Genomic DNA, 25,565 nt, shown 5'->3' on the forward strand with positions numbered 1-25,565 from the left:
TCGGCGGCCCGTTGCGCCGGGCCGTTACGCTCGCGCGCCTGGGCGTTGGCGGCGCGGGCGGCGGCGTTCACATCGCGCGCGCCCTCGTTCACCCTGATCGGATCGACCGCCCGCGCGGCCGGCGACACCGCCAGCGCCAGCAAGGTCAGGGCGGCGGCGGTTTTCATCAGCGTTGCGCGGCGTTAAAGAAGAACACCCCGTGCGGCGAGCGCCCCACCGGTATGGTCTTGATGACCTTGCGGCTTGGCAGATCGATCACCGCCACCTTCTTAATCCAGCGCAGCGTCACCCACATGGTCTTGCCATCCTCCGTCACCTCCATGCAATCCGGGCCGCCGGGCACATTGATCTGGCCGACGTTTTCCAAGGTCTTCTGATCAATGATGTTAATCGAATTGGAAACACGGTTGGACACATAGGTATAGCGCCCGTCGCCGGCCGAACGGAAATTGTGCGCGCCCATGCCGGTCTTGATGCGCTTGACGGTCTTCTGCGCTTTCCAGTCGATCACCTCGACATAATCGCTGCCCATGATGCCGACCAGCAGATGCTTGTCATCCGGCGTCATGGCGATACCGGCCGGCAGCTTGCCGACCGGGAGCGTCCATTTCACCGCCTGCGTGGTGAGGTCGATGGCGCTGACCTGGTCGCTGCCCTGCTGGGTGATGAACACCATATTGCTGGCGGCGTTGAAGGCCATGTGGCTGGGCAGCTTGGCCAGCGGGATGCGCTTGGCCAGCGTCATGTTGGCGCCGTCGTACTTGTACAGGTCGACGCGGTCGAGCCGCAGCGAGTTCGAGACAAACCACTTCTGGTCCGGCGAAAAGCCGATCTGGTAAGGGTCGAGGATATCCTTGACGGTGCGCTGCGGCTGGCCGGTTTTCGGATCGAGGAAGATCAGCTCGTTGCCGACCGAGCTGGCGACGATCAGGGATTTATTGTCCGGCGTGGCCATCAGGTGATGCGGCTCTTTGCCGACCGCGATGGTGGACAAGTCTTTATACGTCGCCTGGTCCAGCAGTTGCACGGTGGCGTCGCGCGAATTCAGGACCACCACCACATTGGCCTGCGCGCTGCCGAGGGCCAGCAAGGCGCAGGAAAGGACGATACGGCGTAAACTACGGGGCATGTAAAAAATCGCTTTGAAGAGCAAAACCCCATTCTACGTGCAAACCTTCGCCCCTGCTACAATTCGGGCCTGTGTTTAACGATTAGAAGGAATCACCATGTCCACCATCACCACCCCATCGGGCCTGCAATACATTGAACTGACCGTGGGCGAAGGCGCCGAAGCCAAAGCCGGTCAGAACGTCACCGTGCACTACACCGGCTGGCTGCAAAACGACGACGGCAGCAAAGGCCCGAAATTCGATTCGAGCAAAGACCGCAACGACCCGTTTGAATTCGCCCTGGGCGCCGGCATGGTGATCCGCGGCTGGGACGAAGGCGTGCAAGGCATGAAGGTCGGCGGCACCCGCCAGCTGATCATCCCGTCGGACCTGGGCTACGGCTCGCGCGGCGCCGGCGGCGTGATCCCGCCGAACGCCACCCTGATCTTCGACGTCGAACTGCTGGGCGTTTAAGTCATTCAGCGCTGCCAGTTCCGGCGCAGCGCTTCCACTTCCGCTCGCGTGTCGAGCATGCCGCCGACGATGCGCTGGTCGATCGCTTCCAGCAGCGCCGTCGGCATCTCCGTCCCCGCCATCCGGTGGCTGCCCATGGCCGGCAGCGGCCGCGCATTTTGCACCAATACCGGGATGCGCCACTCCTCGCTGGCGCGGCAAGCGATGCCCACCAGATCCTGCGTGCCGCCCACCAGCGTAAAGCTGCGGCAGTAACTCCCCTCGTTGGATAAAAAACTCAGACCGACCCGCACGTCGCTGTCGGACGGCGCGGCGCCGCCCAGTTGCTGGCTGAGCGCCACCGCCAGCCGGCCCTGCGCCACCAGCACGCCGCCGCGGCTGGCCACCTCGGTCGGCGCCGCCGCCGGCTCGCCCAGCCAGTTGGGCTGCCAGCGCGCCAGCCCGAACTTGCCGGCCGCCAGACCCAGCACCATCACCAGCGCCAGCGCGCTCCACTCCAGCCAGCCCCAATGCCGGCGCGCCGCCTTGCGCGCCGCCTGCTGCGTGGCCAGGCGTTGCGCCCGCACCGCCGCCAGCTGCACCACATTGGCGCCGCGGCCGGCGCGGTTGCGCCGGTCGAGGTACACATCCTCATCGCGCGCGGCGCGCAGGCGCGCCACGCGGCGGGCGATGCTGCTGTCCAGACGCATGGCCGCTTCGACCTCGAGGCGGGTCGCCTCGTCGAGTTCGCCATCGGCATATGCCATCAGTGTTTCGTCTGAAAAGCTCATGGTCCCATCCTTTACGCATTCCATCATAAACCTTTTTTTTGCCGGACGCGGATTTGCGGAAAACGCGTAAGCCCTTTAAATACAAGGCTTTATTTACGTTGCAGCGCAGCGAGACAGTAAATATAAGGCGCGCTTCGTAGAGAAACCATTACATTTGACAATATTTATGCTAATCTGCGCGCTCCAATAACCAAGGAGGTAGTAATGAAAAAAGGCGAACTGATTGCAGAATTTGCGAAACGCACCGAGCTGTCCGCTGCTGCCGCCAACGGCGCAGTGAACACGCTGATCGCCATCATCACTGAGCGTCTGAAAAAAGGCGACTCGGTAGGCATCACCGGCTTCGGCACCTTCTCCGTAGCCAAGCGCGCTGCACGCAAAGGCCGCAATCCCGCAACCGGCGAAGCGATCAAGATCGCAGCGTCGAAAACCCCGAAATTCTCGGCTGGCGCCACGCTGAAATCGGCTGTCAACCCGACGAAGAAGAAGTAATTCTTCCGGTGTTTTACCCGCCTGCCCGCGAGGGCATCGGGAAAACGGCGGCACATGCGGGCTCATCCCCGGCATGGCCGCCGTTTTGTTTTGGAGCCCGCCCTCTAGCGTGCTGCGGTTATGATGGCGCGGTCACCATCAACCATTCAAGGAGCGCGGTATGAGTTTGCAAGAACAGTTTGACCAGGCCCAGGCGGACTCGAAGAATCTGCCGGAACGTCCGGACAATATGACCCTGCTGAAGATCTACGCCCTGTTCAAACAGGCGTCCAGCGGCGACGTCACCGGCGAGCGCCCCGGCATGACCGACTTCGTCGGCCGCGCCAAGTACGACGCATGGGCCGAGCTGAAAGGCAAAAGCCAGGACGAAGCCAAGCAGCTGTACATCGACCTGATCGAAGATTTGAAGTAATAAAAAAGGCCCTTGCGGGCCTTTTTTATTTTGCCTTGCGGCGACGGCTGGCGCAACCGACCAGGCCGAGGCCAGCCAGCAGCATGGCATAGCTTTCCGGTTCCGGCACGGCCGAAGTCAGGCTGAACGCCGTGATGCGCTGGTCGGCGTCGGTGCCACCGGTGCCGCCGGTGAAGCCGACGTACATGGTGCCGCCGAACTTCTCGCTCAGGTTGACGATCCTGGCGTCACTGACCGCGTACGAGGTGTTGGTGCTCCGGTCGAGGAAGGTGCCGGTCATGGTCAGCTCGTGGGTGAGGGCGTTGTAGCTGACGGTCTCGCTGCCGGTCACGTAGTTGGCCGCGCCCAGGTTGAATGGCGCATCCTTCAGGCCCTGGACCACGCCGTTGGTGCTCAGACCATAGTCATTGGTGTGCCAAGTCAGGATCACCGAACCGACCGCGGCCGCGCCCTGGTCGCCCAGGTTCCAGTAGCCGACGTCGCCGCCACCGGTGCCGGTGACGTTGTTGCCGATGTTCTGGAACGCCAGCGCGATGCCGTCCGCCATCTTGCCGCTGTCATTGCCCTTCAGGGAAAACGAGAAGGTGGTGCTGAACGACTGGCTGGTCGAGATCGACTGGGTCAGCCAGCCGGCGCCGGCCACGCCCGACGGGTGCGAGACGTCGGTCGCCTGCGTCAGCTGCAAGCCGCCATCCACATACTGCGCGCTGCCCACGGCGTTCAGCGTCGACAGGTCGATGACTGCCGCCGAAGCCGGCAGGGCGAAAGCGGCGGCAACAACGGCGGAGATGGCAAGGCGCATGGCGTGTCCTTAATGAAGATAGTAAAAGCTGGTTAGAAAAAAAGCATCGATAGCCGCGCATTATACCGACACAGTTCCTTAGTGCAATTGAATTTTTCTAATAACAACTTAAATTATCTTTAAGCAACATCAAGCAACGAACACCCGGCGCATTTTCTCGGCCACCTTGGCCTCGACCATGCCGGCCATCATGCTGACCGGGAAGCCCAGCGCGATCTGCAACTGCGCCTGGTTGGGGCGCAGGGTCAGGGCGCCGTTCACGCCGCTGCGCTCGAAGCGCAGCACGTCGCCGTCCCAGCGGCAGGCCAGTTCGAACTGTTCGGCCAGTTTGTCGGCCACTTGTTGGGCCGCCGCGCGGGCCTGTTCCGGCGCCAGGTGATGCTCCTGGACGATGTTGATGTCCGCCATGCGGATCTCCCTGCTCTGAATAAACAAAGGCGCCATGATGCCAGTTGCGCCCCCGCCGCGCCAGTCTGTGCAGGGCTTGAATGAATTTGCTTATATGTATTGTATATAAGCGCAATTTGTGAGAAAGAGCGAATTACCTTAAAATACAGTGCTTTGCCGAGGTTAGCCAGGCACTGCCCCGCCACCGACGCCGCTGCACAACTACATTGATAGGACTGTTATGACCCACGTTGTCACCGAATCTTGCATCGCCTGCCGCTATACGGATTGCGTCGATGTTTGCCCGGTAGATTGTTTCCGCCAAGGCCCAAACTTCCTCGCCATCGACCCTGATGAATGCATCGACTGCGCCGTGTGCGTGGCCGAGTGCCCGGTCAACGCGATCTACGCGGAAGAGGACGTCCCAGGCGATCAACAGCAATTCATCAAGCTCAACGTTGATCTGGCGCGCAAATGGCCTTCGATTACCAAGACGGTCGCGCCGCTGGCCGACGCCGACCAGTTCAAGGACGTCAAAGAGAAACTGCAACTGCTGGTGCGCTAAGCCGCCGGCAACTGCATTATTGAAATCACAGGAAAACCACGTATGAATAGTACCGTTACACCTACCGGCGTCATCGAAGCTGATGCCGTCATCATTGGCGCCGGCCCGGTCGGCTTGTTCCAGGTCTTCGAGCTCGGCCTGCTGGAAATCAAAGCGCACGTGATCGATTCGCTGAACGCCGTGGGTGGACAGTGCGTGGAACTGTATCCTGACAAACCAATTTACGACATCCCCGCCGTGCCATCGTGCACCGGCCAGGAACTGACCGACAACCTGCTCAAGCAGATCGAGCCGTTCGAGCCGACCTTCCACCTGGGCCAGGAAGTGACCAAGGTCGAGCGCCGCGACGACGGCCGCTTCGACGTCGAAACCACGCTGGGCACCAAGTTCCTGACCAAGACCATCTTCATCGCCGCCGGCGTCGGCTCGTTCCAGGCCCGCACCCTGAAGGTGGACGGCATCGAAGTGTTCGAAGGCAGCCAGCTGCACTACAAGGTCAAGGACCCCGCCCAGTTCGAAGGCAAGAACCTGGTCATCTGCGGCGGCGGCGACTCCGCGCTGGACTGGGCGCTGAACTTCGTCGGCAAGGCCGAGTCGGTGGTGCTGCTGCACCGTCGCGAAGACTTCCGCGCCGCGCCGGCCTCGGTCGCCAAGATGAAGGCCCTGTGCGACGACTACGAAATGCAACTGCTGATCGGCACCGCCACCGGCTTCGAAACCTCGGCCGACGGCAAGCTGGAGCACCTGAAGGTGACCGCCGCCGACGGCGTGACCCGCCGCGTGCCGCTGGACATGCTGCTGGTGTTCTACGGCCTGTCGCCGAAGCTGGGCCCGATCGCCGAGTGGGGCCTGGACATCGAGCGCCGCCAGCTGAAGGTGCAGAACACCGAGAAGTTCGAAACCAACGTGCCGGGCATCTTCGCCGTGGGCGACATCAACACCTACCCGGGCAAGAAAAAGCTGATCCTGTCGGGCTTCCACGAAGCCGCGCTGGCCGCCTTCGGCGCCGCGCCGTACATCTTCCCGGACAAGAAGATCCACATGCAGTACACCACCACCTCGCCGAAACTGCACAAGGTGCTGGGCGTGGAGACGCCTGTGTTCGATTAAGTACACAACGGGTATTTGTCCTACACGAAAGCAGCCATTTGGCTGCTTTTTTTATTCTCGGAATCGTATTAATCTTTCTTACAAGATTGCCTATGGGTTCCACGTAGCCTTGCTAAAAAGAACGAGCAAATGCTTTATGTTACGAACACAGCGCTTTTAAATTGGCTTATGATGTCAGTTATTGATGCATCGCACCACGCTCACCACCCCGGGAATGCTCTATGCTCTACCAACTCCATGAAATGCAGCGCTCGCTCCTGACGCCACTGATGCAATGGGCCGACGCCTCCTCCAAGCTGTTCACCAACCCGGTGTCGCCGTTGGCGCACACGCCGTTTTCGCAGCGCATCGCCGCCGGCTACGAGCTGATGTACCGGCTCGGCAAGGATTACGAAAAACCGGCGTTTGAAATAGACAGCACCGAGATCAAAGGCGAAACCGTGGGCATCATCGAACAGGTCGCCGTCAACAAGCCTTTCTGCCGCCTGATCCACTTCAAGAAAGACCTGGACGACAAAAAGATCAAGGCGCTGAAACAGCCCACCGTGCTGCTGGTCGCCCCGCTGTCGGGCCACCACTCGACCCTGCTGCGCGACACCGTGCGCGGCCTGGTGGTCGACCACGATGTCTACATCACCGACTGGACCGATGCGCGCATGGTGCCGGTCAGCGAAGGCGCGTTCCACCTGGACGACTACATCTTCTACGTGCAGGAATTCATCCGCCTGCTGGGTCCGAACGTGCACGTGATCTCGGTATGCCAGCCGACCGTCCCGGTGCTGGCGGCGATTTCGCTGATGGCTTCTGAAAACGATCCCAAACTGCCCAAGACCATGACCATGATGGGTGGCCCGATCGATCCGCGCCGTTCGCCCACAGCCGTCAACAACCTGGCCACCGAGAAGAAGTTCTCGTGGTTTGAAAACACCGTGATCTACTCGGTGCCGCCGAACTATCCGGGCTTCGGCCGCAAGGTGTACCCGGGCTTCCTGCAACACGCGGGCTTCATCGCCATGAACCCGGGCCGTCACGCCCAGAGCCACCGCGACTTCTACAACCACCTGGTGGAAGGCGACGAGGAAACCGCCGAATCGCACCGCAAGTTCTACGACGAGTACAACGCCGTGCTGGACATGCCGGCCGAGTACTACCTCGATACCATCAAGACCGTGTTCCAGGACTTCGCCCTGCCGAAAGGCGAATGGCTGGTGGGTGGCAAGCTGGTGCGCCCGCAGGACATCAAGAGCGTGGCCCTGTTCACCGTCGAGGGCGAGCTGGACGACATTTCCGGCGCCGGCCAGACCCAGGCCGCGCACGACCTGTGCACCGGCATTCCGGCCGACATGCAGCAAGACTTCGTGGCGCCGGGCGCCGGCCACTACGGCATTTTCTCCGGCCGCCGTTGGCGCGAGATGGTGTGCCCGAAGATCACCGAGTTCATCAAGAAGCACGGATAAACGGTTTTAAGAGCCCTGTGGCCATGCGACGATCTTGAGCGTCGCAGCGCACAGGGCTTTTTTTTACGGCCAAATACATCACATTGTGATATATTTCGGCATGACCTCTCCCAACCTCAGCAAATCGGACTTCGCCGCGCTGTCCGAATTCCGCTACCAGATGCGCCGCTTCGAACGCTTTTCCGAAGACGTGGTGCAAGCGCAAGGCATCACGCCACTCCAGTACCTGCTGCTGCTGCACATCAAAGGCTATCCCGGCCGCGACTGGGCCACGGTGGGCGAGCTGGCCGAACGGCTGCAAGCCAAGCACCACGGCGTGGTGGCGCTGATCACGCGCTGCGAAGCCATGGGACTGGTCGAGCGCCGCAACAGCGCCATCGACCGCCGCCGCGTGGAAGTGCACCTGCTGCGCAAAGGCGAAACCATCCTCGCCCAACTGGCCGAACAGCACCGCGTCGAGCTGCTGTCGCTGGAAGGCGTCTTCACCATTCCCCGAATCCGCCATGAATAAACACACTCAATACGATGGCCGCCGCGACTTCGACGGCCAGGCCAGGCTGCTGCTGATCGCCAGCATCGCCGCCGTGGTTGGCGCCCTCAGCACCGTCACCGCCGACCTGCTGCTGCATGCGATCCGCTTCTTCACCAACCTGTTCTTCTTCCAGAAATTCTCCACCACCTTCACCTCGCCGGCCACGCACACGCTGGGCACGTGGGTGATCGCGGTGCCGGTGATCGGCGGCCTGATCATCGGCCTGATCGCCCGCTACGGCACCGAGGCGATCCGCGGCCACGGCATCCCGGAAGCCATCGAGGCCATCCTGTTCAAGAAATCCACCATGTCGCCCAAGGTGGCGGTGCTCAAACCGCTGGCCTCCGGCATCGCCATCGGCAGCGGCGGCCCGTTCGGCGCCGAAGGTCCGATCATCATGACCGGCGGCGCGGTCGGCTCGCTGATCGCCCAGCACTTCCACCTGAGCGCGGCCGAACGCAAGGCGCTGCTGGTGGCGGGCGCGGTGGCCGGCATGACCGCCGTCTTCGGCACGCCGATTGCGGCCGTGCTGCTGGCGGTGGAATTGCTGCTGTTCGAACTGCGTCCGCGCAGCCTGGCGCCGGTGGCGGTGGCGTGCGCGGTGGCCGGCTTCCTGCGCCCGCCGCTGATCGAAAGCGGGCCGCTGTTCCCGCTGCATACCGCCGAGCTGCCGCCGTCGGCCCTGATTTCCTGCCTGATCGCCGGCGTGCTGTGCGGCGCGCTGGCATGGCTGCTGTCGACCTCCCTGTACCGGGTGGAAGACGCCTTCCACAAACTGCCGGTCCACTGGATGTGGTGGCCGGCCATCGGCGGCCTGGCGGTCGGCATCGGCGGCTACCTCCAGCCGCGCGCGCTGGGCGTGGGCTACGACGTGATCGCCGACCTGCTCAACAACCACATGGCCGCCGCAGCGATCGTCAGCCTGCTGATCGTCAAGGCCGTGATCTGGCTGCTGGCACTGGGTTCCGGCACCTCGGGCGGCGTGCTGGCGCCCTTGCTGATGCTGGGCGCGGGCCTGGGCGCCCTGCTCGGCCCCTACCTGCCGGGCGGCGAACCGGCCGTGTGGCCACTGGTGTTCATGGCCGCCACGCTGGGCGGCATGATGCGCGCGCCGGTGATGGCGGTGGTGTTCGCGTTCGAGCTGACGCACGACGTCAACGCCCTGCTGCCGGTGCTGGCCACCGCTACCGTGGCCTATGCCTTCACCGTGATCACCATGCATCGCTCCATCCTGACCGAGAAGATCGCCCGGCGCGGCCATCACATCTACCGCGAATACGGCATCGACCCGATGGAGCGCCACAGCGTGGCCGAGGTGATGACCAGCGAGGTGCAGACCATCGACGCCGACGCACTGATCGCCGACGTCGTGCTGAAGCACCACGCCCATCCCGTGGTGCGCGACGGCGCGCTGGTCGGCATGCTGGACCGCGCCGGCCTGGCCAGCAAACCGGGGGCCGTGCGCGTGCGCGAACTGTTTGGCGTCAACGTGCCGATCGTCGCATTGGCCGACGAAACCTGCCGCGCGCTGGCCACGCGGCTGGCAGTGCACAAGGTCGGACGGCTGCCGGTGGTGGCCGACATGCAGTCGCGTAAGCTGGTCGGCATCGTCAGCCACCGCGACCTGATGAAGCCCGCGCTCGGCCTGCACGCCGAAGAGCTGGAACGGCAAACCGTGCGCCGGGTGAGGTTTTTACGTAAGGCGCGCGCGAATATTGGATAATGGCGTTTTTGCCTGACATCCGCTCGCCGTGCCCGACCACCCTACCCTTGCCGACCGCATCGAAGACGCCCTGCCGCAGACGCAGTGCACCAAGTGCGGCTATGACGGCTGCCGTCCCTACGCCGAAGCGATAGCGGCCGGCACGGCCGAGATCAACCAGTGTCCGCCCGGCGGCGCCGAGGGCATCGCACGGCTGTCGGCCGTCACCGGCCGCAAGGTGATTCCCCTGAATCCGGCGAACGGGCTAGAGCGCCCGCGTGCCGTGGCCTACATCGACGAAACGCTGTGCATCGGCTGCACCCTGTGCATCCAGGCCTGCCCGGTGGACGCGATTGTCGGCGCGGCCAAGTTGATGCACACCGTGGTGCCGTCGCTGTGCACCGGCTGTGACCTGTGCGTGTCGCCCTGCCCGGTCGATTGCATCGTCATGGCCCCTGTCACCGAAAACACCGGCTGGGCCGCGTGGACGCAGGCTGACGCCGACGCCGCACGCGAGCGCCATGACTTCCGCGCCATGCGCCTCAAGCGCGACAAGCAGGAAAACGACGCCCGCCTGGCCGCCAAGGCCGAGGCCAAGATGGCCGCCGTGCAGGCCATCGATCCGGCCGATGCCGAATCGGCCGCCGCGCTGGAACGCAAGCGCGCCATCATCGCCGCCGCCATGGAACGCGCGCGGATCAAAAAGGAACAAGAGAGTCAATGAACGCAGCCAAACGCTACGAAATGTTTGTGCGCTTCCGCGCCGCCAATCCGAAACCCGTCACCGAACTCGAATACACAACGCCATTTGAACTGCTGATCGCCGTGCTGCTGTCGGCGCAGGCGACCGACGTCGGCGTCAACAAAGCCACGCGCAAACTCTACCCGGTGGCGAACACGCCGCAGGCCATACTGGATATGGGTGACGAGGAGTTGAAGACCTACATCCAGACCATCGGCCTGTACAAGACCAAGGCCAGGAACGTCATCGCCACCTGCAAGATCCTGGTGGAGAAACACGGCGGCGTCGTCCCGGAAGACCGTGAATCGCTGGAAGAACTGCCAGGCGTAGGCCGCAAGACCGCCAACGTGGTGCTGAACACCGCCTTCGGCCAGCCGACGATGGCGGTGGACACTCACATCTTCCGCGTCTCCAACCGCACCGGCCTGGCGCCGGGGAAGAACGTCGACATCGTCGAGCAGAAACTGCTGAAATTCGTGCCGAAAGAATTCCTGCACGACGCCCACCACTGGCTGATCCTGCACGGCCGCTATACCTGCAAGGCGCGCAAGCCGGAATGCTGGAACTGCATCCAGATCGACCTGTGCGACTACCGCGGCAAAACGCCCGCGCCGGCCGGTGTTTAAAGCAGCACCAGATTATCGCGGTGAATCAGCTCTTTGCCTTCGACGAAGCCGAGGATGGATTCGATTTCGCTTGAGGGCTTGCGCATGATGCGGCGGGTTTCCGCGCTGGTGTAGTTGGTCAGGCCGCGCGCGATCGCCGCGCCTTCCGCATTGACGCAGGTGATGACCGCGCCGCGCCCGAATTCGCCCTTCACTTCCACCACGCCGATCGGCAGCAGCGACTTGCCGTCACCGGTCAGCTTCTGCACCGCGCCGGCATCCAGCACCACCTGTCCCGCCGTGTGCAGATGATCCGCCATCCACTGCTTGCGCGCGGTCAGGTGGCCGGTTTGCGCGGCCAGCTCGGTGCCGATCACTTCACCGCTGGCCAGACGCGCCAGCACTTCGTTCTCGCGGCCATAGGCAATCACCGTATGCGCGCCGGATTTGGCGGCGCGCTTGGCGGCCAAAATTTTGGTCAGCATGCCGCCGCGCCCCAGACTGGAGCCGGCACCGCCGGCCATCGCCTCCAGCGCCGGATCGCCCGCGCGGCCATGCTGGATCAGCACCGCGGCAGGGTCCTTGCGCGGATCGGCGCTGTACAGGCCTTGCTGGTCGGTGAGGATAATCAGCGCGTCGGCTTCGATCAGATTGGCGACCAGCGCGCCCAGCGTATCGTTGTCGCCGAACTTGATCTCGTCGGTGACGACGGTATCGTTCTCGTTGATGATCGGGACCACGCCCAGACGCAGCAAGGTGGTCAGCGTCGAACGCGCGTTGAGATAGCGCTCGCGGTCCGCCAGGTCGGCGTGCGTCAGCAGCACCTGGGCCGTGCCCAGTTGATGCGCGCGGAAGCTGGTTTCGTAAATCTGCGCGAGGCCCATCTGGCCGACGGCGGCGCAGGCCTGCAATTCGTGGATATCGGTGGGGCGCTGTTCGAAGCCGAGGCGCAGCATGCCTTCGGCGATGGCGCCGGACGACACCAGCACCACCTGCTTGCCCATGGCGCGCAGGCCGGCGATCTGCGCGGCCCAGCGCGCGATGGCCGCATGATCGAGGCCGCGTCCATCATTGGTGACCAGAGACGATCCAACCTTGATGATGACGCGTGTAGCTTTTTGTATGACGGAATTCATGGGTGCGACAACATTCTCAAAACAAGCGGGGAAAAAAGTGCTGTATTTTGGCGGGCGGATTGCCCTGCTTTGCCGCGAACAGTCGCCGCGCCCGTGATGCGGGAGCGGCGCCGAATGGGAAAGGCATAATCAGCTGATAACAGATTATGCCGGGGATGCAGTGTTTTAGTCGAGGATTTTGAAGCGTGGATCGTCCGGATCGATCGACGAGATGGCGCGCGCGTCTTCGGTCATGTGGGTTTCCTCAGCGCGCTGCTCGACGCGACGGGTTTCCTCCAGGTGCTTCTGGATGGCGTTGACCAGCTCCTGCGTGCCTTCGTGGCTCAGCGCGGAGATCTCGAACACCGGGCCCTTGAAGCCGAACTTCTTGATGAAGTCCTTGACCTTCTTGGCGCGTTCCTCTTCCGGAATCATATCCAGCTTGTTCAGCACCAGCCAGCGCGGCTTGTCGACCAGTTCTTCGTCGTACTTTTTGAGTTCGTTGACCAGCGCCTTGGCTTCCTTGACCGGATCGACCGACGCTTCAAACGGCGCCAGGTCGACGATGTGCAGCAGCAGGCCGGTACGCGACAGGTGGCGCAGGAATTGGTGGCCCAGGCCCGCACCTTCGGCGGCGCCTTCGATCAAGCCCGGAATGTCGGCGATCACAAAGCTCTTCTCATGCGACACCCGCACCACGCCCAGATTCGGGTGCAAGGTGGTGAACGGATAATCGGCGATCTTCGGGCGCGCGTTCGACACGGCGGTGATGAAGGTCGACTTGCCGGCGTTCGGCATACCCAGCAGGCCCACGTCGGCCAGCACCTTCAGTTCCAGGCGCAGCGTGCGATGTTCGCCTTCCTTGCCCGGGGTCTTCTGGCGCGGCGCGCGGTTGGTCGAGGTCTTGAAGTGGATGTTGCCCCAGCCGCCCTCGCCGCCCTTGGCCAGCAGTTCCAGCTGGCCGTGCTCGCTCAGGTCGGCCAGGATCTCGCCGGTGACGTCGTCGATGATCAAGGTGCCCAGCGGCATGCGCAGGTGCACGTCATCGGCGCCACGGCCATAGCAATCGGCGCCACGGCCGGCTTCGCCGTTGCCGGCGCGGTGCACCTTGGAGAAGCGGAAATCGACCAAGGTATTGATGTTACGGTCCGCTACGGCCCAGATCGAGCCACCCTTGCCGCCGTCGCCGCCGTCAGGGCCGCCAAACGGGCGGAATTTTTCACGGCAAAACGAGGAGCAGCCATTGCCGCCGTCGCCACCGATTACTTCAATTTTTGCTTCGTCGATAAACTTCATGATGTACCGCCATAAAACTAAAAGGCTCTACCGGATGGGCAGAGCCTTTCGATTGAAGGCTTGCGCCTTACAAACGGCCTGCCATTGGCAGGCCGGAGCGTAAATTACGCTGCTGCGACGACGGTAACGTACTTCTTACCTTCGCCTTTGGTCACGAACTTGACCACGCCGTTCACCAGGGCGAACAGGGTGTGGTCTTTGCCGGTGCCAACACCTTCGCCGGCGCGCACTGGGGTGCCGCGTTGACGAATGATGATGCCGCCTGCATTGATCGATTGACCGCCGTAGACTTTAACGCCCAGGCGTTTTGATTCTGAGTCACGACCATTTCGCGTAGTGCCGCCGCCTTTTTTGTGTGCCATGCTAAAGCTCCTTGACTAAAAAAGTGTCGATACGCGATTAAGCGTTGATCGATACAACTTGGATTTCGGTGTAGTTCTGACGGTGACCCTGACGCTTCTGATAGTGCTTACGACGACGCATCTTAAAGATCGTCACTTTTTCGTGACGGCCGTGGGAAACCACAGTTACCAGAACCTTGGCACCTTCAACCAGCGGAGCACCGAACTTGATGCTGTCGCCCGCGCCAACGGCGAGGACTTGGTCAATGGTGATTTCGGAACCAATGTCTGCCGGTATCTGTTCTACTTTGAGTTTTTCGCCTGCGGCAACTTTGTACTGTTTGCCACCGGTTTTTATGACCGCGTACATGATTTGAAACCTCTTCAAATGTTAAGAAAATTCCCCGAAAACAGGGGAACCGCAGATTATACACAGGATAGGAATTTGCGTCAAAAACTATTCACAAATGGCGGATGACGTGGTATGTCAAACAATTTTGCCAACTTCTGAAGACGGGGCGGCGCCCTCTGAGCGGGGGCATGGCGTATAATCCCGGCACCATTAGTCTAACTGCACAGGTTTGTCTTGTCTGCCGCCACCCAAAACACCATCATCCAAACCATCGCCGCCGACATGGACGCGGTCAATTCGGTGATCCGCCAACGCCTGCATTCCGAGGTTCCCCTCGTGAACCAGATCGCCGAATACATCATCAGCGCGGGCGGCAAACGCATCCGCCCGGTGCTGGTACTTCTGGTAGCGAACGCTTACTCCTATCAAGGCAAGGCCCATCACGAGCTGGCGGCGGTGGTGGAATTCATCCACACCGCGACCCTGCTGCACGACGACGTGGTGGATGAATCCTCGCTGCGCCGTGGCCGCGCCACCGCCAACGCCCTGTTTGGCAACGCCGCGTCGGTGCTGGTGGGTGACTTCCTGTATTCGCGCGCGTTCCAGATGATGGTCAGCCTGAACAATATGCGCGTGATGCAAATCCTGTCGGACGCCACCAACGTGATCGCCGAGGGCGAGGTGCTGCAACTGCTGAACATGCACGATCCGGACGTGACGCAGGAACGCTACCTGCAAGTGATCCGCTCCAAGACCGCCAAGCTGTTTGAAGCGGCGGCCGAGCTGGGCGCGCTGGTGGCCGGCGCCACCGATGCGCAGATCACCGCGGCCGGCGAATATGGCCGCTCGCTGGGCACCGCCTTCCAGCTGATCGACGACGTGCTGGACTACGCCGGCGACGCCAGCGAAATCGGCAAGAACGTCGGCGACGACCTGCGCGAAGGCAAGCCTACCCTGCCGCTGATCTACCTGATGGAAAACGGCACGGCCGAGCAGCGCGAGCTGGTGCGTTCATGCATTGAAAACGGCGACGAGCAGCACTTCGACACCATCCTGGCCGCCATCACCAGCAGCGGCGCGCTGGACTACACACGTGAACAGGCGGTGATCGCCGCCAAACGCGCATCGGATGCGATTGCCGACCTGCCGGACAGCGTCTACAAAGAGTCGCTGCTCCAGCTGGCGCACTTCTCAGTGCACCGCAACCACTAAAGGATCTCCTGCACCAACTCGGAAGGACGGCAAAGGCGTACGCCTTTTGCCGTCACCACCAGCGGGCGTTCGATCAAGGCGGGATGCGCCATCATGGCGTCCAGCAGCGCTTCATCCGACAGCGACTCGTCGGCCAGTCCCAGTTCCACATACAAATCGCCCTTGTTGCGCATGGCCTGGCGCACGGTCAGGCCGGCCTTGGCGATCAGCTCTTGCAGCTGCGCGCGCGATGGCGGGGTCTTGAGGTATTCGATGATCTCGGGCTCAACGCCGGTAGCGCGGATGGCTTCCAGCGTTTTACGCGAAGTGCCGCAGACGGGATTATGGTAGATGGTGACGCTCATGATGCTGCCCTTGTACGCAATAACAAAGGCAGCATTATGGCTTAAAACTTGGTCGCGAGGCTGAGGCCGATGCTGCGCGGCGCCAGCCGGTAACCCTGCACGATCGACGCCACCTGCGGATGCTGGATGATGGTGTCGGTATCGAAGGCATTCTTCACAAAGGCGGTAAACGCATAGCTGCCGAAGGTGATGCCGGCGCTGAAGTCGGTGGTGTGATACGCCGGACGGTCATGGTCGGTCTGGTCCGGATCGAGCGAGCCTTTGCTGGAACCCACCCACTGCATGCCCGCCATCACAAACGCCGGACGCTCCCACGCCGAGAAGTTGTAGGTGGCGTTGACGGCGGCGTTATATTTCGGCACACCCTGAATCTGCGCGCCGGCCACCGCGCCCACCACGCCGTTCTCGATGCCGACATCGTTGGACAGTTCCGCTTTCACGTAGCCACCCGATGCGCTCAGCGTCAGGCCTGGCAGCGGCTTGGCCTTGATGTCGAATTCGAAGCCCTTGGTGGTGGCGTCGCCGGCGTTGGCGTTGTAGGTGTAGGCGCAGGTCGGCAGGTACACGCCCTGCTGGATGTTCTTCCACTTCACGTAGAACACGTCCGCGTTGATGGTCAGGCGGTTGTTGAGGAAGCGCGACTTGCTGCCGACCTCATAGCTCCACAAGCTGTCCGGCGAATACGATGGCGGACCGGCCGTGATGCCGTTCGCCTCCAGATCCGGGCCGCAGGTGGTCGGCGGCACGTAGATGTTGGCGCCACCAAGGCGGAAGCCTTTGGCCACGCTGGTGTACACGGTGTTGGTCGGATTGACTTCCCACGTCAGCGCATACTTCGGCGTGAAGGCGCTGGACGACGTCTCGGCGCTGCTGTTGTTGCCCGCACCCGCCAGGTAGTTGCCGTTGCGCTGCTCCAGCGTGGTATTCGCTTTCAGGTAGCGCGCGCCCACGGTGGCGTGCACGGTCGGCGAGAAGTAGTAGTTCAACTCACCGAAGATGGAGGCCTGCTTCTCGCGATAATGGAAAGCGCCCGCAAACGAGTTATCGCCCGGGAACTGGCCGGGACGCGCATCCGGCAGCAGGTCCGGATCGGCGATATCGAAGCCGAACTGCTTGAAGGTATCGGTCACGCCGAAGATAGGATCGTTCTCGATGATGTTGGTGTGCTGGCGCGAGAAGTAGGTACCGGCCAGCCAGGTCCACGGCGACACCTTCTCGTCATACGGATGCGAAGCCAGGCGGAATTCCTGCGACACCTGCCGCACCTGATTGTTCAGGTACACCGCCGACGGCAGCCCCGCAATCGCCGCGATCAGCTCCGGCGGCGCCTTGCCGCCATCCTCGGTCGAGGTCAGGAAGGTCGACAGCGAATAGCTGTTGTAGGCCGAGCCATTCTGCGTGCGGTCGAACTTGCGCTGGAAGTAGCTGGTGGCCGAGGTCAGGTCGAACGGACCCAGATCCCAGTTGACGGTCACGCTGGGCGACAGCAGTTTGTCGATCGACGGCTCGCGCACCTGCTTCTGGGCCTGATACAGCGGCAGATCGAGGTTGAAGGCCGAGATATCCTTGGCATCCACGCGCTGGTAATACACCGATGGCGTAATCGTCAGCGTGCGGGTCGGTCGCCATTTCAGCGCGGCGCGGAATTCCTGGTCGCTGATCTTGTTGATGTTGTTGGCGATGACCTTGCCGTCGCCATCGACCTGATTGATAAAGCCGCCCGTGTGCTGCGCCTGCACGCCGATGCGCAGCGCCAGTTCCTCGGGAATCAGCGGGAAGTTGGCCACCACGTTGGCCGCATAGTTGGCGCTGCCGCCTTTGGTGTTGGAGCCTTCGGTGTAGGTGGTGAATTCGCGCTCTTTCAAATCCGGCTCGTTCGGCACGAACTTGATGGTGCCGCCCATGGAGCTGGCGCCGTACAAGGTGGCCTGCGGACCGCGCAGCACTTCCACCCGGTCGATATCGAAGAAGCGCGGCTCGATATTCCCCATGGTGTAGACGTTGCCCACCGTGATAGGCGTATCGCCAAGGTAGACGCCCACCGTGGCCGCACCAGCCGTGGAGCTGATGCCGCGGATCTCGATGTTGGACGTGCCTGGCCCCGCGCCGCCGTTGCCGCTGGCGGCGGTGAAGGAGATATTCGGCACCACGCGCGTCAGGTCGGTGATATCGCGCACATGCTCCGCTTGCAGCTGCGAACCGGTAACGGCGCTGATACTCATCGCTACCTTGGCCGGATCTTCCTTGCGCTTTTGCGCGGTCACTTTAACGACTTCGATTTCTTCCGAGGGCTGCACCTGCTGTGCCCACGATGGGGCACTGAATGCCGTGAGCACGGCGGTGGCGATAAGTTTGCGTCGAATATCCATGTGTGATCTTCTCCTTGGCGCCCCAAAATGATGCGTTTTTGCTCATATTGGGCTAGTTGCTTATATTAACCATATTAATGTTTTAACAAAGCAAGAAGTTTGCCAAGGCGTTGGAATACCACCACAATCCAGCCATGTATCACAGGCCGTAATCCATCTCCTTGGGCGCCACGCCTTCATTCACGTTGGCGACGAAAGGCACAGCCTGGTCGGCCTGCTTGTAGACCACGCCCTCCTTCATCACGAAGCTCACCTTGGTCATCAGGCTGATGTCGGACAGCGGATTGCCCGGCACCGCCACGATGTCGGCAAACTTGCCGGCGCTGATGCTGCCCAGATCCTTCTCCTGCTTGAGCAGCGCGGCGGCCTGCGTGGTGGCGGCCTGGATCGCGGCCAGCGGCGGAATGCCCGCCTCCACCATGTAGCCGAATTCCTTGGCGTTGTCGCCGTGCGGATAAACGGCGGCGTCGGTGCCGAAGGCGATCTTCACGCCGGCCTTGTAGGCGCGGCCCGCCGTGCCCTGGATCAGCGGGCCGATGGCGGCGGCCTTCACCGCCACCTGCGGCGGGAAGTAGCCCGGCACCTTGGCCTTGCCCTCCACATATTTGCCAGCGATGATGGTCGGCACATAGAAGGTGCCGTGTTCCTTCATCAGCTTCATGTCCTCCTCGTTCATGTAGGTGCCGTGCTCGATCGAATCGACACCGGCAATCACCGCGCGGCGGATCGCTTCCGCGCCGTGCGCGTGCGCGGCCACCGTCATTTCGTAATCCTTGGCCGCGGCCACCACAGCCTTGATTTCTTCGATGGTCATCTGCGCGTTGTCGGCACTCTTGCTTTCATCGAGCACGCCGCCGGACGGCATGATCTTGATCAGGTCCGCGCCATCCTTGTAGTGCTGGCGCACCGCCTTCCACGCATCGGCGGCGCTGTTGATGATGCCGTCCTTGGCGCCGTAGTCGGCCATCAGGTCGGCACGGTAGCCATCGGAATCGTCGGCGTGGCCGCCGGTGGAACCGACCGCTTTGCCGGCGGTGAAAATGCGCGGGCCGGGAATCACGCCAGCGTTGATGGCGTTGCGCAGCGAGATCGAGGTGTTGGCGTTGTCGCCCAGGTTGCGCACCGTGGTGAAGCCGGCCAGCAGCGTCACACGCGCGTAGTTGGTGGAACGGATCGCATAATCGGCGATATTCCAGCGGAACTGGTCGGAGTAGCCGGTGGGGCTGGTCTGGCCCGTCAGATGGGTATGGCTGTCGATCAGGCCCGGCAGACAGGTCTGGCCGGCGAGGTCGATCACGGTGGCGCCGTCAGGTGCGACCCGGCCCGCGCTCACCTGCGTAATGCGCTTGCCGTCGATGACCACCGTGGTCGGGCCCAGCAACTTGCCAGCTTGCGTATCCAGCAACTGGCCGCACTGGACGGCGACGACAGACGGCGCGGCGCTGGCGCAGGTGGCAAAGCAGGCGGCGATCACGGACAAAGCGGTATGAATACGCATCGGAACAACTCCCTGAAAAAAGGTAAGCATAGATATTATCTCAACGCTGATTGATGTATCATGAAAACGATTCCATATAAAAAACCGACGGAGACCACATTGAGCTTCCCTGCATCCAATACTCGTGTTAGCGCTATCAAATACCTGAGCGCTGCCCTGCTGCTGGCCTTCGGCGCCGACGCTTCCGCCGCCACCCGCATCAACCAGGTGGGCTTTGAGCCGCAATCCGAGAAACTGGCCGTGGTAACCGACGGCACGGCCAGCAGCTTCGAGGTGGTGGCCGCCGATACGGGCAAGACCGTCTTCACCGGCAAACTGGGCGCGCCGGCGCTGTGGAAGCCATCGGCGGAAACCGTGCGCCTGGCCGACTTCTCCGCACTGAAAACGCCCGGCGAATACCGCATCAAGATCGACGGCCAGACGCTGTCCGACCGCTTCGCCATCCGCGACCATGCCTATCGCGCCCTCAACGCCGCCGCCATCAAGGCTTATTACCTGAACCGCGCCAGCATCGCGCTGCCGCCGCAATACGCCGGCGCCTACGCGCGTCCGGCGGGACATCCGGATGACAAGGTGCTGGTGCATTCGTCCGCCGCGTCGAGGCAGCGCGCCGAAGGCAGCGTCCTGTCCAGCCCCAAAGGCTGGTACGACGCCGGCGACTACAACAAATACATCGTCAACTCGGGCATTTCGACGTACACCCTGCTGGCCGCGTTCGAACACTTCCCGCAATACTTCGCCAAACAAAACCTCAACATCCCCGAATCGGGCAACGGTCTGCCAGACATCCTCAACGAAGCGCTGTGGAATCTGGACTGGATGCTGACCATGCAGGACCCCAATGACGGCGGCGTGTATCACAAGCTGACCAACAAAGCCTTCGACGGCATGGAGATGCCGGATCAGGTCAAGCCCACGCCGCGCTACGTGGTCCAGAAAAGCACTGCGGCCGCGCTGGACTTCGCGGCCACCATGGCCACCGCCGGCCGCATCTTCAAGGCTTATGAACAGCAGCGTCCCGGCCTGTCGGCGCGCATGATGGCGGCGGCGGAAACGGCATGGAACTGGGCGCAGGCCAATCCGGCCGTGGTGTTCCGCAATCCGGCCGACATCAAGACCGGCGAATACGGCGACGCGCAACTCGGTGACGAATTCGCCTGGGCCGCTGCGGAGCTCTACATCGGCACCGGCAAGGACAGCTACTACCGCGCGATCAAAGCGGACCAGCTGCCGGCTACCACGCCGTCATGGAGCGACGTCGGCGCGCTGGCCTGGATCTCGCTGGCGCAGCACCGCGCGCACCTGACGCCGGCGGCCGATCGCAAACTGATCGAAAGCCGCATCGACGGCCTGGCCGCAAGCCTGGCCGCCAACTGGAAAGCCTCCGCCTACCGCGTGGCGATGCAGGAAAAGGACTTCGTCTGGGGCAGCAACGCCACGGTGCTGAATCAGGCCATGATGCTGTTGCAGGGCTATCGCCTGAACGGCAAGGCGGACTATCTGAACGCGGCGCAATCGGGCCTCGACTACGTGTTAGGCCGCAACGCCACCGGCTACTCCTTCGTGACCGGCATTGGTGCGCGGCCGGCCATGCATCCACATCACCGCCCATCGGCGGCGGACAAGCTGGCGGCGCCGGCGCCGGGCTTCCTGGTCGGTGGCCCGCAGCCCGGCCAGCAGGACAAGAAAGACTGCCCTGTTCCCTACCCGGCCAAGCTGCCAGCCACGTCCTACCTCGATCACGTGTGCAGCTACGCCAGCAATGAAATCGCCATCAACTGGAACGCGCCGCTGGTGTACGTCTCGGCCGCGCTGGACCAACTTACCGCAGGAGCATCCATGGAGCAAAAAGTAGAACTGTCGACGCTAACTCGCCAGGAAGAACTGCTGCAATTCGACAGCTTCAACAACGACACCGCGCTGGCGCTGGGCATGAAGGTGATTGAACTGGCGCGCGCCGCCGGCAAATCGGTGGCCGTCAACATCACGCAGGACGGCACCATGCTGTTCTACCACGGCATGCCGGGCACCAACGCCGACAACGCCAACTGGATACGCCGCAAGAGCAACCTGGTCAACCGCACCGGCCACAGCTCCTTCTACACCCACACCGAAGTGAAAAACGCCGGCGGCGATTACGACCACATTCCCGGCATGGACATGAAAGAGTTCGCGGCGCATGGCGGCTCCTTCCCGTTGGTGGTCAAAGGCAAAGGCCGCATCGGCACCCTCACCGTCAGCGGCCTGCCGGGAGCGGAGGACCACGCCATGGCCGTGGCCGCGCTGCAAGCGTATCTGAACGTCGACCTCTGACAACAGGGAAAACACATGAGCGACATCATCCGCTGGGGCATCCTCGGCACCGGCCGCATCGCGCGCGACTTTGCCAACGCATTGAAAGACACGCCGGGCGCGGTGCTGGCGGCGGTCGGCTCGCGCAGCGTGGAAAGCGCGGCAGCGTTCGGCCGCGAATTTGGCAATCCGTCCGCCTATGGTTCATATCAGGCGCTGGCCGATGCGCCGGAGGTGGACATCATCTACATCGGCACGCCGCACCCGATGCACGCCGAGAACACGCTGCTGGCACTGCGGGGCGGCAAGGCCGTGCTGTGCGAGAAACCGTTCACCATCAACCTGCGCGAAGCGCGGCAAGTGGTGGCGGAGGCACGCCGGCGCAAGCTGTTCCTGATGGAAGCCATGTGGACGCGCTTCATGCCGGCGCTGGCGGAAGTCAAACGCATCATCGCTTCCGGTGAAATCGGCGTGGTCAATTCCGTGCATGCGGACTTCAGCTTCGTCGCCACCACCGATCCGGAAAACCGCGTCAACAAGCGCGAGCTGGGCGGCGGCGCGTTGCTGGACCTGGGCATTTATCCACTGTCAATCGCGTGTGCGCTGCTGGGGCCGGCGGAATCGGTGCAGGCGCAGGCGATACTGAGCGAGGCTGGTGTCGACATGACCACCGGCTTCACCATGAAGCACAAAGGCGGCACCATGTCGATCAGCAGTTGCTCGCTGCGCTCACGCTCGCCTTCCGAACTGACCGTCTCGGGCACGCTGGGCAGCGTGCGCATGGAAGGTATGTTCCACCTGTCGCAAACCGTGACGGTGAAACTGGCCGGTGGCGTGAGCCGCACCGTCTCCACGCCCTACCTCGGCAACGGCTACGTGCACGAAGTCATCGAAGCCGGCCGCTGCCTGCGCGAGGGCCTGCTGGAGAGTCCGGGCATGACGCACGACGAGACCCTGGCAATGATGGAACTGCTGGACACCATCCGCGCCCAGATCGGCGTACGCTACCCGGCCGACGAGTAAATTCGTGCCAGTTGAAAAGCTTGAAAAAATCTGATGTAATTCACATCACAGTCGGGGCGTAGCTTAGTCCGGTAAAGCGCTACGTTCGGGACGTAGAGATCGGAGGTTCGAATCCTCTCGCCCCGACCAATCGAGTCGTTGAGGTTAGACAAACCCGACTACGCTATTTCATTCCGCCAATTGGCAAATTTCATACTAGCTTCGCTAAAGTGCAGGGTGCAGAATCGTCGCATCGCCTGAGTCCAGGCGATATCGTCAGCAAAGGAGACATTGCGATGGTTCACAACAAAGGACGCGATAACACGCCTGTTCTTCCTGCACGCCCCCTCCAGCCGCTGTTGTCTTCGAGGCCGGCGGCTTCCGAGTAATCCGCCCCTTTTCCCGTTCAAGTCCCTGACGGCCTGAATTGGCTGGGCGCGCGCCTGCTCGCCCCGCTCTGGCCATCGTTTCTAGCATCCCACAATATTAATCATGATAAGGTCATTATATGGATAATAAGCGTTTAATTATTACATCCGTTCTGCTAGCACTATCAGGAAGCATGACAAGCGTGCAGGCTCAAACCTGCACTCCAACTGCGGTTACACCATACATCAAGTTGGCTGGCGTCTGGAATCAGGCGGCAACTGCCTCGGTTAATGCTGGCAATCAAATTGTATTTGGACCACAACCAGTTAGCGGCGGGGCCTGGCTATGGAGTGGCGACTGTGGGACATCCGGCACTGCGCGTGAGCAAACCATAACGCCAAGCGCTAGCTGTACTGCAACAGCAGCCTATACCAACAGTTGCGGCGCAAAAACCTCCCAGGACTTTACGATCAAGGTTCCTCTTTATCCGAGCTACAACACAAATCCAATTGCCCCGAACGCGACTGGCATGAGCAGTAACGCTACGCAACTGGCCGCCAAAATAAAGCTGGGAACAAACGTTGGCAATACGATGGAAGCGTATGGTTGCCCCCCGGCGTCGGAGACTTGCTGGGGCAACCCGATGGTCTCTGCCGCTTATGTCAAACTGGTGAAGGACAGCGGTTTTGACGCGATTCGGCTTCCCGTGTCCTGGGATCAGTATGCCGATCAGAAGACTGGAAAAATCAGCGACGCCTGGCTCAACCGCGTGAAGCAAGTGGTGCAGTATGCAGTGGACAACGGGCTGTACGTCATCGTTAACATCCATTGGGATGGCGGCTGGCTGGAAAAGAATTTTACCGAGGATAAGAAGGAAGCGGTCAACGCCAAACAGAAAGCCTATTGGGAGCAAATTGCCACGGCACTGCGTGACTTTGACGAGCACGTCCTGTTTGCCAGCGCCAATGAGCCGGACGCCGACGACGCAGCCGAGATAGCAGTTCTGGAAAGCTATCACCAAACATTTGTCAATGCGGTTCGCTCGACGGGTGGTAGAAATGCTTATCGCGTGTTGATTGTCCAATCGCCACAAACCAACATCGATTTGGCTGCCAATCTTTGGAATGTCATGCCCACCGATACGATCACCGGCCGCCAAATGGCAGAAGTGCATTTTTACCCATTCAGCTGGTCGATCCAGACGCAAGACGAATGGTATGCCACCATGTTCTACTACTGGGGTAACGGCTTCCACTCGACGACTGACACCACGCGCAACTCAACTCGGGAGGAAGAGGATTATGTGAATGCGGAGTTTGCCAAAATGAAGGCAAAATTCGCTAACCGCGGGATTCCGGTTGTGCTGGGAGAGTTTGAGGCTATGTACCGTACTCAGCTGACTGGCGATAACCTCGCCCTGCATCGCGCCTCGCGGGCGTATTATTCCCAATATGTGGCCCAGACTGCGCTTGCCAATGGCATGATTCCATTCTATTGGGAGATTGGCTCTGCGGTAGACTTGTTTAACCGCACCACTCCGGCTGTGAATGACCCGCAAATTCTTGATTCACTTCTGGCAGGCGCAGGAAAAGGTGTCGTAGTAAGTGCGCGCCCAAATAGCTGGACTGTCAGCGCCGGGGCGGCAAATACCAGTACGGGCTCAAACATGCGGTTTACGCTGAACGAGGCGGGGGCGGCTGCTAGCTCTACCTTCGCCAATCCAGTTAATTTGAATGGCGCGACTTGGAAAATGGTCCTTAATTTCGATCAGACGTTTGTCTCCGGTCGAAATGGAGGGATGGATCCCATTTTGCAGTTCTATGCTTACGCCGCGAATTGGACTGCTTCCGAGTTTAAGTGCTGGACCGCTAATCAAGCGCTGGTTGCAGATCAGGATACAGAATTCACATGTTCTGGCTTCACCATCCCGAATGCGGTGGGGGTTGGTATCCAATTCCCTAAAGCAGCAGGTTCCGTCACCATCAAGAGAGCAGCTATTAAATTTGCTCAGTAAGTTTCTGGCTCACAGCCGGCTTCCTGAAGGAAGCCGGCTTTTTTGAGTGCGGGGTTCTCTCGCAAGCCAACAATGTGATGCAATCCCCGTTCCTAAGCGCCGCAGCGCTTGTGGGCGGCAGAAAACGAAGTCACTTCCCACACCTGTAATCGAGAAAACGCAAGTAAGGAATTCCCTACCTGAAATGCAGACAGGGCTGACA

At 61.6% G+C, this 25,565-nt stretch carries 25 protein-coding genes and 1 tRNA gene; 15 read left to right on the plus strand and 11 right to left on the minus strand.

What is annotated here, in order from left to right:
* Window positions 1-166: 166 nt before the first annotated feature.
* On the minus strand, window positions 167-1,129 hold the full coding sequence (locus tag GM676_RS06075) for a YVTN family beta-propeller repeat protein (RefSeq protein ID WP_155462546.1): 963 nt from the start codon (window positions 1,127-1,129) through the stop codon (window positions 167-169).
* A gap of 97 nt (window positions 1,130-1,226) precedes the next feature.
* Between GM676_RS06075 and GM676_RS06080 the strand changes: the two genes are divergently transcribed.
* Window positions 1,227-1,583: an FKBP-type peptidyl-prolyl cis-trans isomerase gene (locus tag GM676_RS06080; RefSeq protein ID WP_155462547.1), complete on the plus strand. Its 357-nt coding sequence runs from the start codon at window positions 1,227-1,229 to the stop codon at window positions 1,581-1,583.
* 5 nt (window positions 1,584-1,588) lie between these two features.
* Here the strand turns inward: GM676_RS06080 and GM676_RS06085 are convergent, their stop codons facing one another.
* The gene (locus GM676_RS06085) at window positions 1,589-2,353 is read right to left on the minus strand and encodes a hypothetical protein (protein ID WP_155462548.1); all 765 of its coding nucleotides are present in this window, start codon (window positions 2,351-2,353) and stop codon (window positions 1,589-1,591) included.
* Between the two features lie 174 nt (window positions 2,354-2,527).
* On the opposite strand from GM676_RS06085, the gene GM676_RS06090 reads away from it, so the two are divergent.
* Window positions 2,528-2,845 (plus strand): HU family DNA-binding protein, encoded by a 318-nt coding sequence (locus tag GM676_RS06090; RefSeq protein ID WP_255490429.1) that lies wholly within the window; start codon window positions 2,528-2,530, stop codon window positions 2,843-2,845.
* A gap of 160 nt (window positions 2,846-3,005) precedes the next feature.
* Window positions 3,006-3,257, plus strand: coding sequence for an acyl-CoA-binding protein (locus tag GM676_RS06095; RefSeq protein WP_155462549.1), 252 nt, complete (start codon window positions 3,006-3,008; stop codon window positions 3,255-3,257).
* Window positions 3,258-3,282: 25 nt separating this feature from the next.
* Here the strand turns inward: GM676_RS06095 and GM676_RS06100 are convergent, their stop codons facing one another.
* On the minus strand, window positions 3,283-4,059 hold the full coding sequence (locus GM676_RS06100) for a PEP-CTERM sorting domain-containing protein (RefSeq protein WP_155462550.1): 777 nt from the start codon (window positions 4,057-4,059) through the stop codon (window positions 3,283-3,285).
* 129 nt (window positions 4,060-4,188) lie between these two features.
* Window positions 4,189-4,467, minus strand: a complete 279-nt coding sequence (locus tag GM676_RS06105) for a polyhydroxyalkanoic acid system family protein (RefSeq protein ID WP_155462551.1) — start codon at window positions 4,465-4,467, stop codon at window positions 4,189-4,191.
* Window positions 4,468-4,687: 220 nt separating this feature from the next.
* On the opposite strand from GM676_RS06105, the gene fdxA reads away from it, so the two are divergent.
* The 7 genes from fdxA (at window position 4,688) to nth (ending at window position 11,180) form a co-directional block, all read left to right on the plus strand.
* On the plus strand, window positions 4,688-5,011 hold the full coding sequence (fdxA, locus tag GM676_RS06110) for a ferredoxin FdxA (protein ID WP_092278688.1): 324 nt from the start codon (window positions 4,688-4,690) through the stop codon (window positions 5,009-5,011).
* Between the two features lie 42 nt (window positions 5,012-5,053).
* Entirely contained in the window at window positions 5,054-6,121 is a 1,068-nt protein-coding gene (locus GM676_RS06115; protein ID WP_155462552.1) for an NAD(P)/FAD-dependent oxidoreductase, read from the plus strand.
* A 221-nt stretch (window positions 6,122-6,342) separates the two neighbouring features.
* Window positions 6,343-7,578, plus strand: coding sequence for a polyhydroxyalkanoate depolymerase (locus GM676_RS06120; RefSeq protein ID WP_155462553.1), 1,236 nt, complete (start codon window positions 6,343-6,345; stop codon window positions 7,576-7,578).
* Window positions 7,579-7,678: 100 nt separating this feature from the next.
* Entirely contained in the window at window positions 7,679-8,089 is a 411-nt protein-coding gene (locus GM676_RS06125; protein ID WP_155462554.1) for a MarR family winged helix-turn-helix transcriptional regulator, read from the plus strand.
* Window positions 8,082-9,833 (plus strand): chloride channel protein, encoded by a 1,752-nt coding sequence (locus GM676_RS06130; RefSeq protein WP_155462555.1) that lies wholly within the window; start codon window positions 8,082-8,084, stop codon window positions 9,831-9,833. Before GM676_RS06125 ends, GM676_RS06130 begins: the two co-directional genes overlap by 8 nt.
* 28 nt (window positions 9,834-9,861) lie before the next feature.
* Window positions 9,862-10,536, plus strand: a complete 675-nt coding sequence (rsxB, locus tag GM676_RS06135) for an electron transport complex subunit RsxB (protein WP_371866130.1) — start codon at window positions 9,862-9,864, stop codon at window positions 10,534-10,536.
* Window positions 10,533-11,180, plus strand: a complete 648-nt coding sequence (nth, locus tag GM676_RS06140) for an endonuclease III (RefSeq protein ID WP_155462556.1) — start codon at window positions 10,533-10,535, stop codon at window positions 11,178-11,180. Before rsxB ends, nth begins: the two co-directional genes overlap by 4 nt.
* Here the strand turns inward: nth and proB are convergent.
* From proB to rplU, 4 genes are all read right to left on the minus strand, one after another.
* Window positions 11,177-12,295 (minus strand): glutamate 5-kinase, encoded by a 1,119-nt coding sequence (gene proB, locus GM676_RS06145; RefSeq protein WP_155462557.1) that lies wholly within the window; start codon window positions 12,293-12,295, stop codon window positions 11,177-11,179. The two genes, nth and proB, sit on opposite strands and share 4 nt — an antisense overlap.
* A gap of 165 nt (window positions 12,296-12,460) precedes the next feature.
* On the minus strand, window positions 12,461-13,570 hold the full coding sequence (gene obgE / locus GM676_RS06150; protein ID WP_155462558.1) for a GTPase ObgE: 1,110 nt from the start codon (window positions 13,568-13,570) through the stop codon (window positions 12,461-12,463).
* Window positions 13,571-13,674: 104 nt separating this feature from the next.
* Window positions 13,675-13,932, minus strand: coding sequence for a 50S ribosomal protein L27 (rpmA, locus tag GM676_RS06155; protein WP_155462559.1), 258 nt, complete (start codon window positions 13,930-13,932; stop codon window positions 13,675-13,677).
* Between the two features lie 37 nt (window positions 13,933-13,969).
* Entirely contained in the window at window positions 13,970-14,281 is a 312-nt protein-coding gene (rplU, locus tag GM676_RS06160; RefSeq protein WP_092278707.1) for a 50S ribosomal protein L21, read from the minus strand.
* A gap of 216 nt (window positions 14,282-14,497) precedes the next feature.
* On the opposite strand from rplU, the gene ispB reads away from it, so the two are divergent.
* Window positions 14,498-15,475 (plus strand): octaprenyl diphosphate synthase, encoded by a 978-nt coding sequence (gene ispB / locus GM676_RS06165; protein ID WP_308936679.1) that lies wholly within the window; start codon window positions 14,498-14,500, stop codon window positions 15,473-15,475.
* Here ispB and arsC read toward each other — a convergent pair.
* The 3 genes from arsC to GM676_RS06180 all read right to left on the minus strand — a co-directional run bounded on the left by arsC (window position 15,472) and on the right by GM676_RS06180 (window position 19,686).
* Window positions 15,472-15,819 carry an arsenate reductase (glutaredoxin) gene (arsC, locus tag GM676_RS06170; protein ID WP_155462560.1) on the minus strand — a complete coding sequence of 116 codons (348 nt, stop codon included), beginning with the start codon at window positions 15,817-15,819 and terminating at the stop codon, window positions 15,472-15,474. The two genes, ispB and arsC, sit on opposite strands and share 4 nt — an antisense overlap.
* A gap of 41 nt (window positions 15,820-15,860) precedes the next feature.
* On the minus strand, window positions 15,861-18,188 hold the full coding sequence (locus tag GM676_RS06175) for a TonB-dependent receptor (RefSeq protein WP_155462561.1): 2,328 nt from the start codon (window positions 18,186-18,188) through the stop codon (window positions 15,861-15,863).
* Between the two features lie 139 nt (window positions 18,189-18,327).
* Entirely contained in the window at window positions 18,328-19,686 is a 1,359-nt protein-coding gene (locus GM676_RS06180; RefSeq protein ID WP_155462562.1) for a metal-dependent hydrolase family protein, read from the minus strand.
* A 60-nt stretch (window positions 19,687-19,746) separates the two neighbouring features.
* Between GM676_RS06180 and GM676_RS06185 the strand changes: the two genes are divergently transcribed.
* The 4 genes from GM676_RS06185 to GM676_RS06200 all read left to right on the plus strand — a co-directional run bounded on the left by GM676_RS06185 (window position 19,747) and on the right by GM676_RS06200 (window position 25,363).
* Window positions 19,747-21,999: a heme-degrading domain-containing protein gene (locus GM676_RS06185; protein ID WP_155462563.1), complete on the plus strand. Its 2,253-nt coding sequence runs from the start codon at window positions 19,747-19,749 to the stop codon at window positions 21,997-21,999.
* 15 nt (window positions 22,000-22,014) lie between these two features.
* Window positions 22,015-23,001, plus strand: a complete 987-nt coding sequence (locus GM676_RS06190) for a Gfo/Idh/MocA family protein (RefSeq protein WP_155462564.1) — start codon at window positions 22,015-22,017, stop codon at window positions 22,999-23,001.
* 52 nt (window positions 23,002-23,053) lie between these two features.
* Window positions 23,054-23,130 (plus strand) — tRNA-Pro (locus GM676_RS06195).
* 358 nt (window positions 23,131-23,488) lie between these two features.
* Window positions 23,489-25,363, plus strand: a complete 1,875-nt coding sequence (locus GM676_RS06200) for a cellulase family glycosylhydrolase (RefSeq protein WP_170304235.1) — start codon at window positions 23,489-23,491, stop codon at window positions 25,361-25,363.
* Window positions 25,364-25,565 lie beyond the last annotated feature (202 nt).

It is taken from the genome of Duganella radicis (assembly GCF_009720825.1).
In the GTDB taxonomy this organism is placed as follows: Bacteria; Pseudomonadota; Gammaproteobacteria; order Burkholderiales; family Burkholderiaceae_D; genus Rugamonas; species Rugamonas radicis.

Coding starts and splice junctions, on each gene's coding strand:
- GM676_RS06185 (WP_155462563.1), top strand. CDS start 19,747: ATGAAAACGATTCCATATAAAAAACCGACGGAGACCACATTGAGCTTC.
- GM676_RS06190 (WP_155462564.1), top strand. CDS start 22,015: ATGAGCGACATCATCCGCTGGGGCATCCTCGGCACCGGCCGCATCGCG.
- nth (WP_155462556.1), top strand. CDS start 10,533: ATGAACGCAGCCAAACGCTACGAAATGTTTGTGCGCTTCCGCGCCGCC.
- GM676_RS06075 (WP_155462546.1), bottom strand. CDS start 1,129: ATGCCCCGTAGTTTACGCCGTATCGTCCTTTCCTGCGCCTTGCTGGCC.
- GM676_RS06085 (WP_155462548.1), bottom strand. CDS start 2,353: ATGAGCTTTTCAGACGAAACACTGATGGCATATGCCGATGGCGAACTC.
- arsC (WP_155462560.1), bottom strand. CDS start 15,819: ATGAGCGTCACCATCTACCATAATCCCGTCTGCGGCACTTCGCGTAAA.
- rplU (WP_092278707.1), bottom strand. CDS start 14,281: ATGTACGCGGTCATAAAAACCGGTGGCAAACAGTACAAAGTTGCCGCA.
- GM676_RS06175 (WP_155462561.1), bottom strand. CDS start 18,188: ATGGATATTCGACGCAAACTTATCGCCACCGCCGTGCTCACGGCATTC.
- GM676_RS06130 (WP_155462555.1), top strand. CDS start 8,082: ATGAATAAACACACTCAATACGATGGCCGCCGCGACTTCGACGGCCAG.
- obgE (WP_155462558.1), bottom strand. CDS start 13,570: ATGAAGTTTATCGACGAAGCAAAAATTGAAGTAATCGGTGGCGACGGC.
- GM676_RS06200 (WP_170304235.1), top strand. CDS start 23,489: ATGGATAATAAGCGTTTAATTATTACATCCGTTCTGCTAGCACTATCA.
- GM676_RS06125 (WP_155462554.1), top strand. CDS start 7,679: ATGACCTCTCCCAACCTCAGCAAATCGGACTTCGCCGCGCTGTCCGAA.
- rpmA (WP_155462559.1), bottom strand. CDS start 13,932: ATGGCACACAAAAAAGGCGGCGGCACTACGCGAAATGGTCGTGACTCA.
- GM676_RS06120 (WP_155462553.1), top strand. CDS start 6,343: ATGCTCTACCAACTCCATGAAATGCAGCGCTCGCTCCTGACGCCACTG.
- GM676_RS06100 (WP_155462550.1), bottom strand. CDS start 4,059: ATGCGCCTTGCCATCTCCGCCGTTGTTGCCGCCGCTTTCGCCCTGCCG.
- GM676_RS06115 (WP_155462552.1), top strand. CDS start 5,054: ATGAATAGTACCGTTACACCTACCGGCGTCATCGAAGCTGATGCCGTC.
- GM676_RS06095 (WP_155462549.1), top strand. CDS start 3,006: ATGAGTTTGCAAGAACAGTTTGACCAGGCCCAGGCGGACTCGAAGAAT.
- fdxA (WP_092278688.1), top strand. CDS start 4,688: ATGACCCACGTTGTCACCGAATCTTGCATCGCCTGCCGCTATACGGAT.
- GM676_RS06080 (WP_155462547.1), top strand. CDS start 1,227: ATGTCCACCATCACCACCCCATCGGGCCTGCAATACATTGAACTGACC.
- GM676_RS06180 (WP_155462562.1), bottom strand. CDS start 19,686: ATGCGTATTCATACCGCTTTGTCCGTGATCGCCGCCTGCTTTGCCACC.
- proB (WP_155462557.1), bottom strand. CDS start 12,295: ATGAATTCCGTCATACAAAAAGCTACACGCGTCATCATCAAGGTTGGA.
- GM676_RS06105 (WP_155462551.1), bottom strand. CDS start 4,467: ATGGCGGACATCAACATCGTCCAGGAGCATCACCTGGCGCCGGAACAG.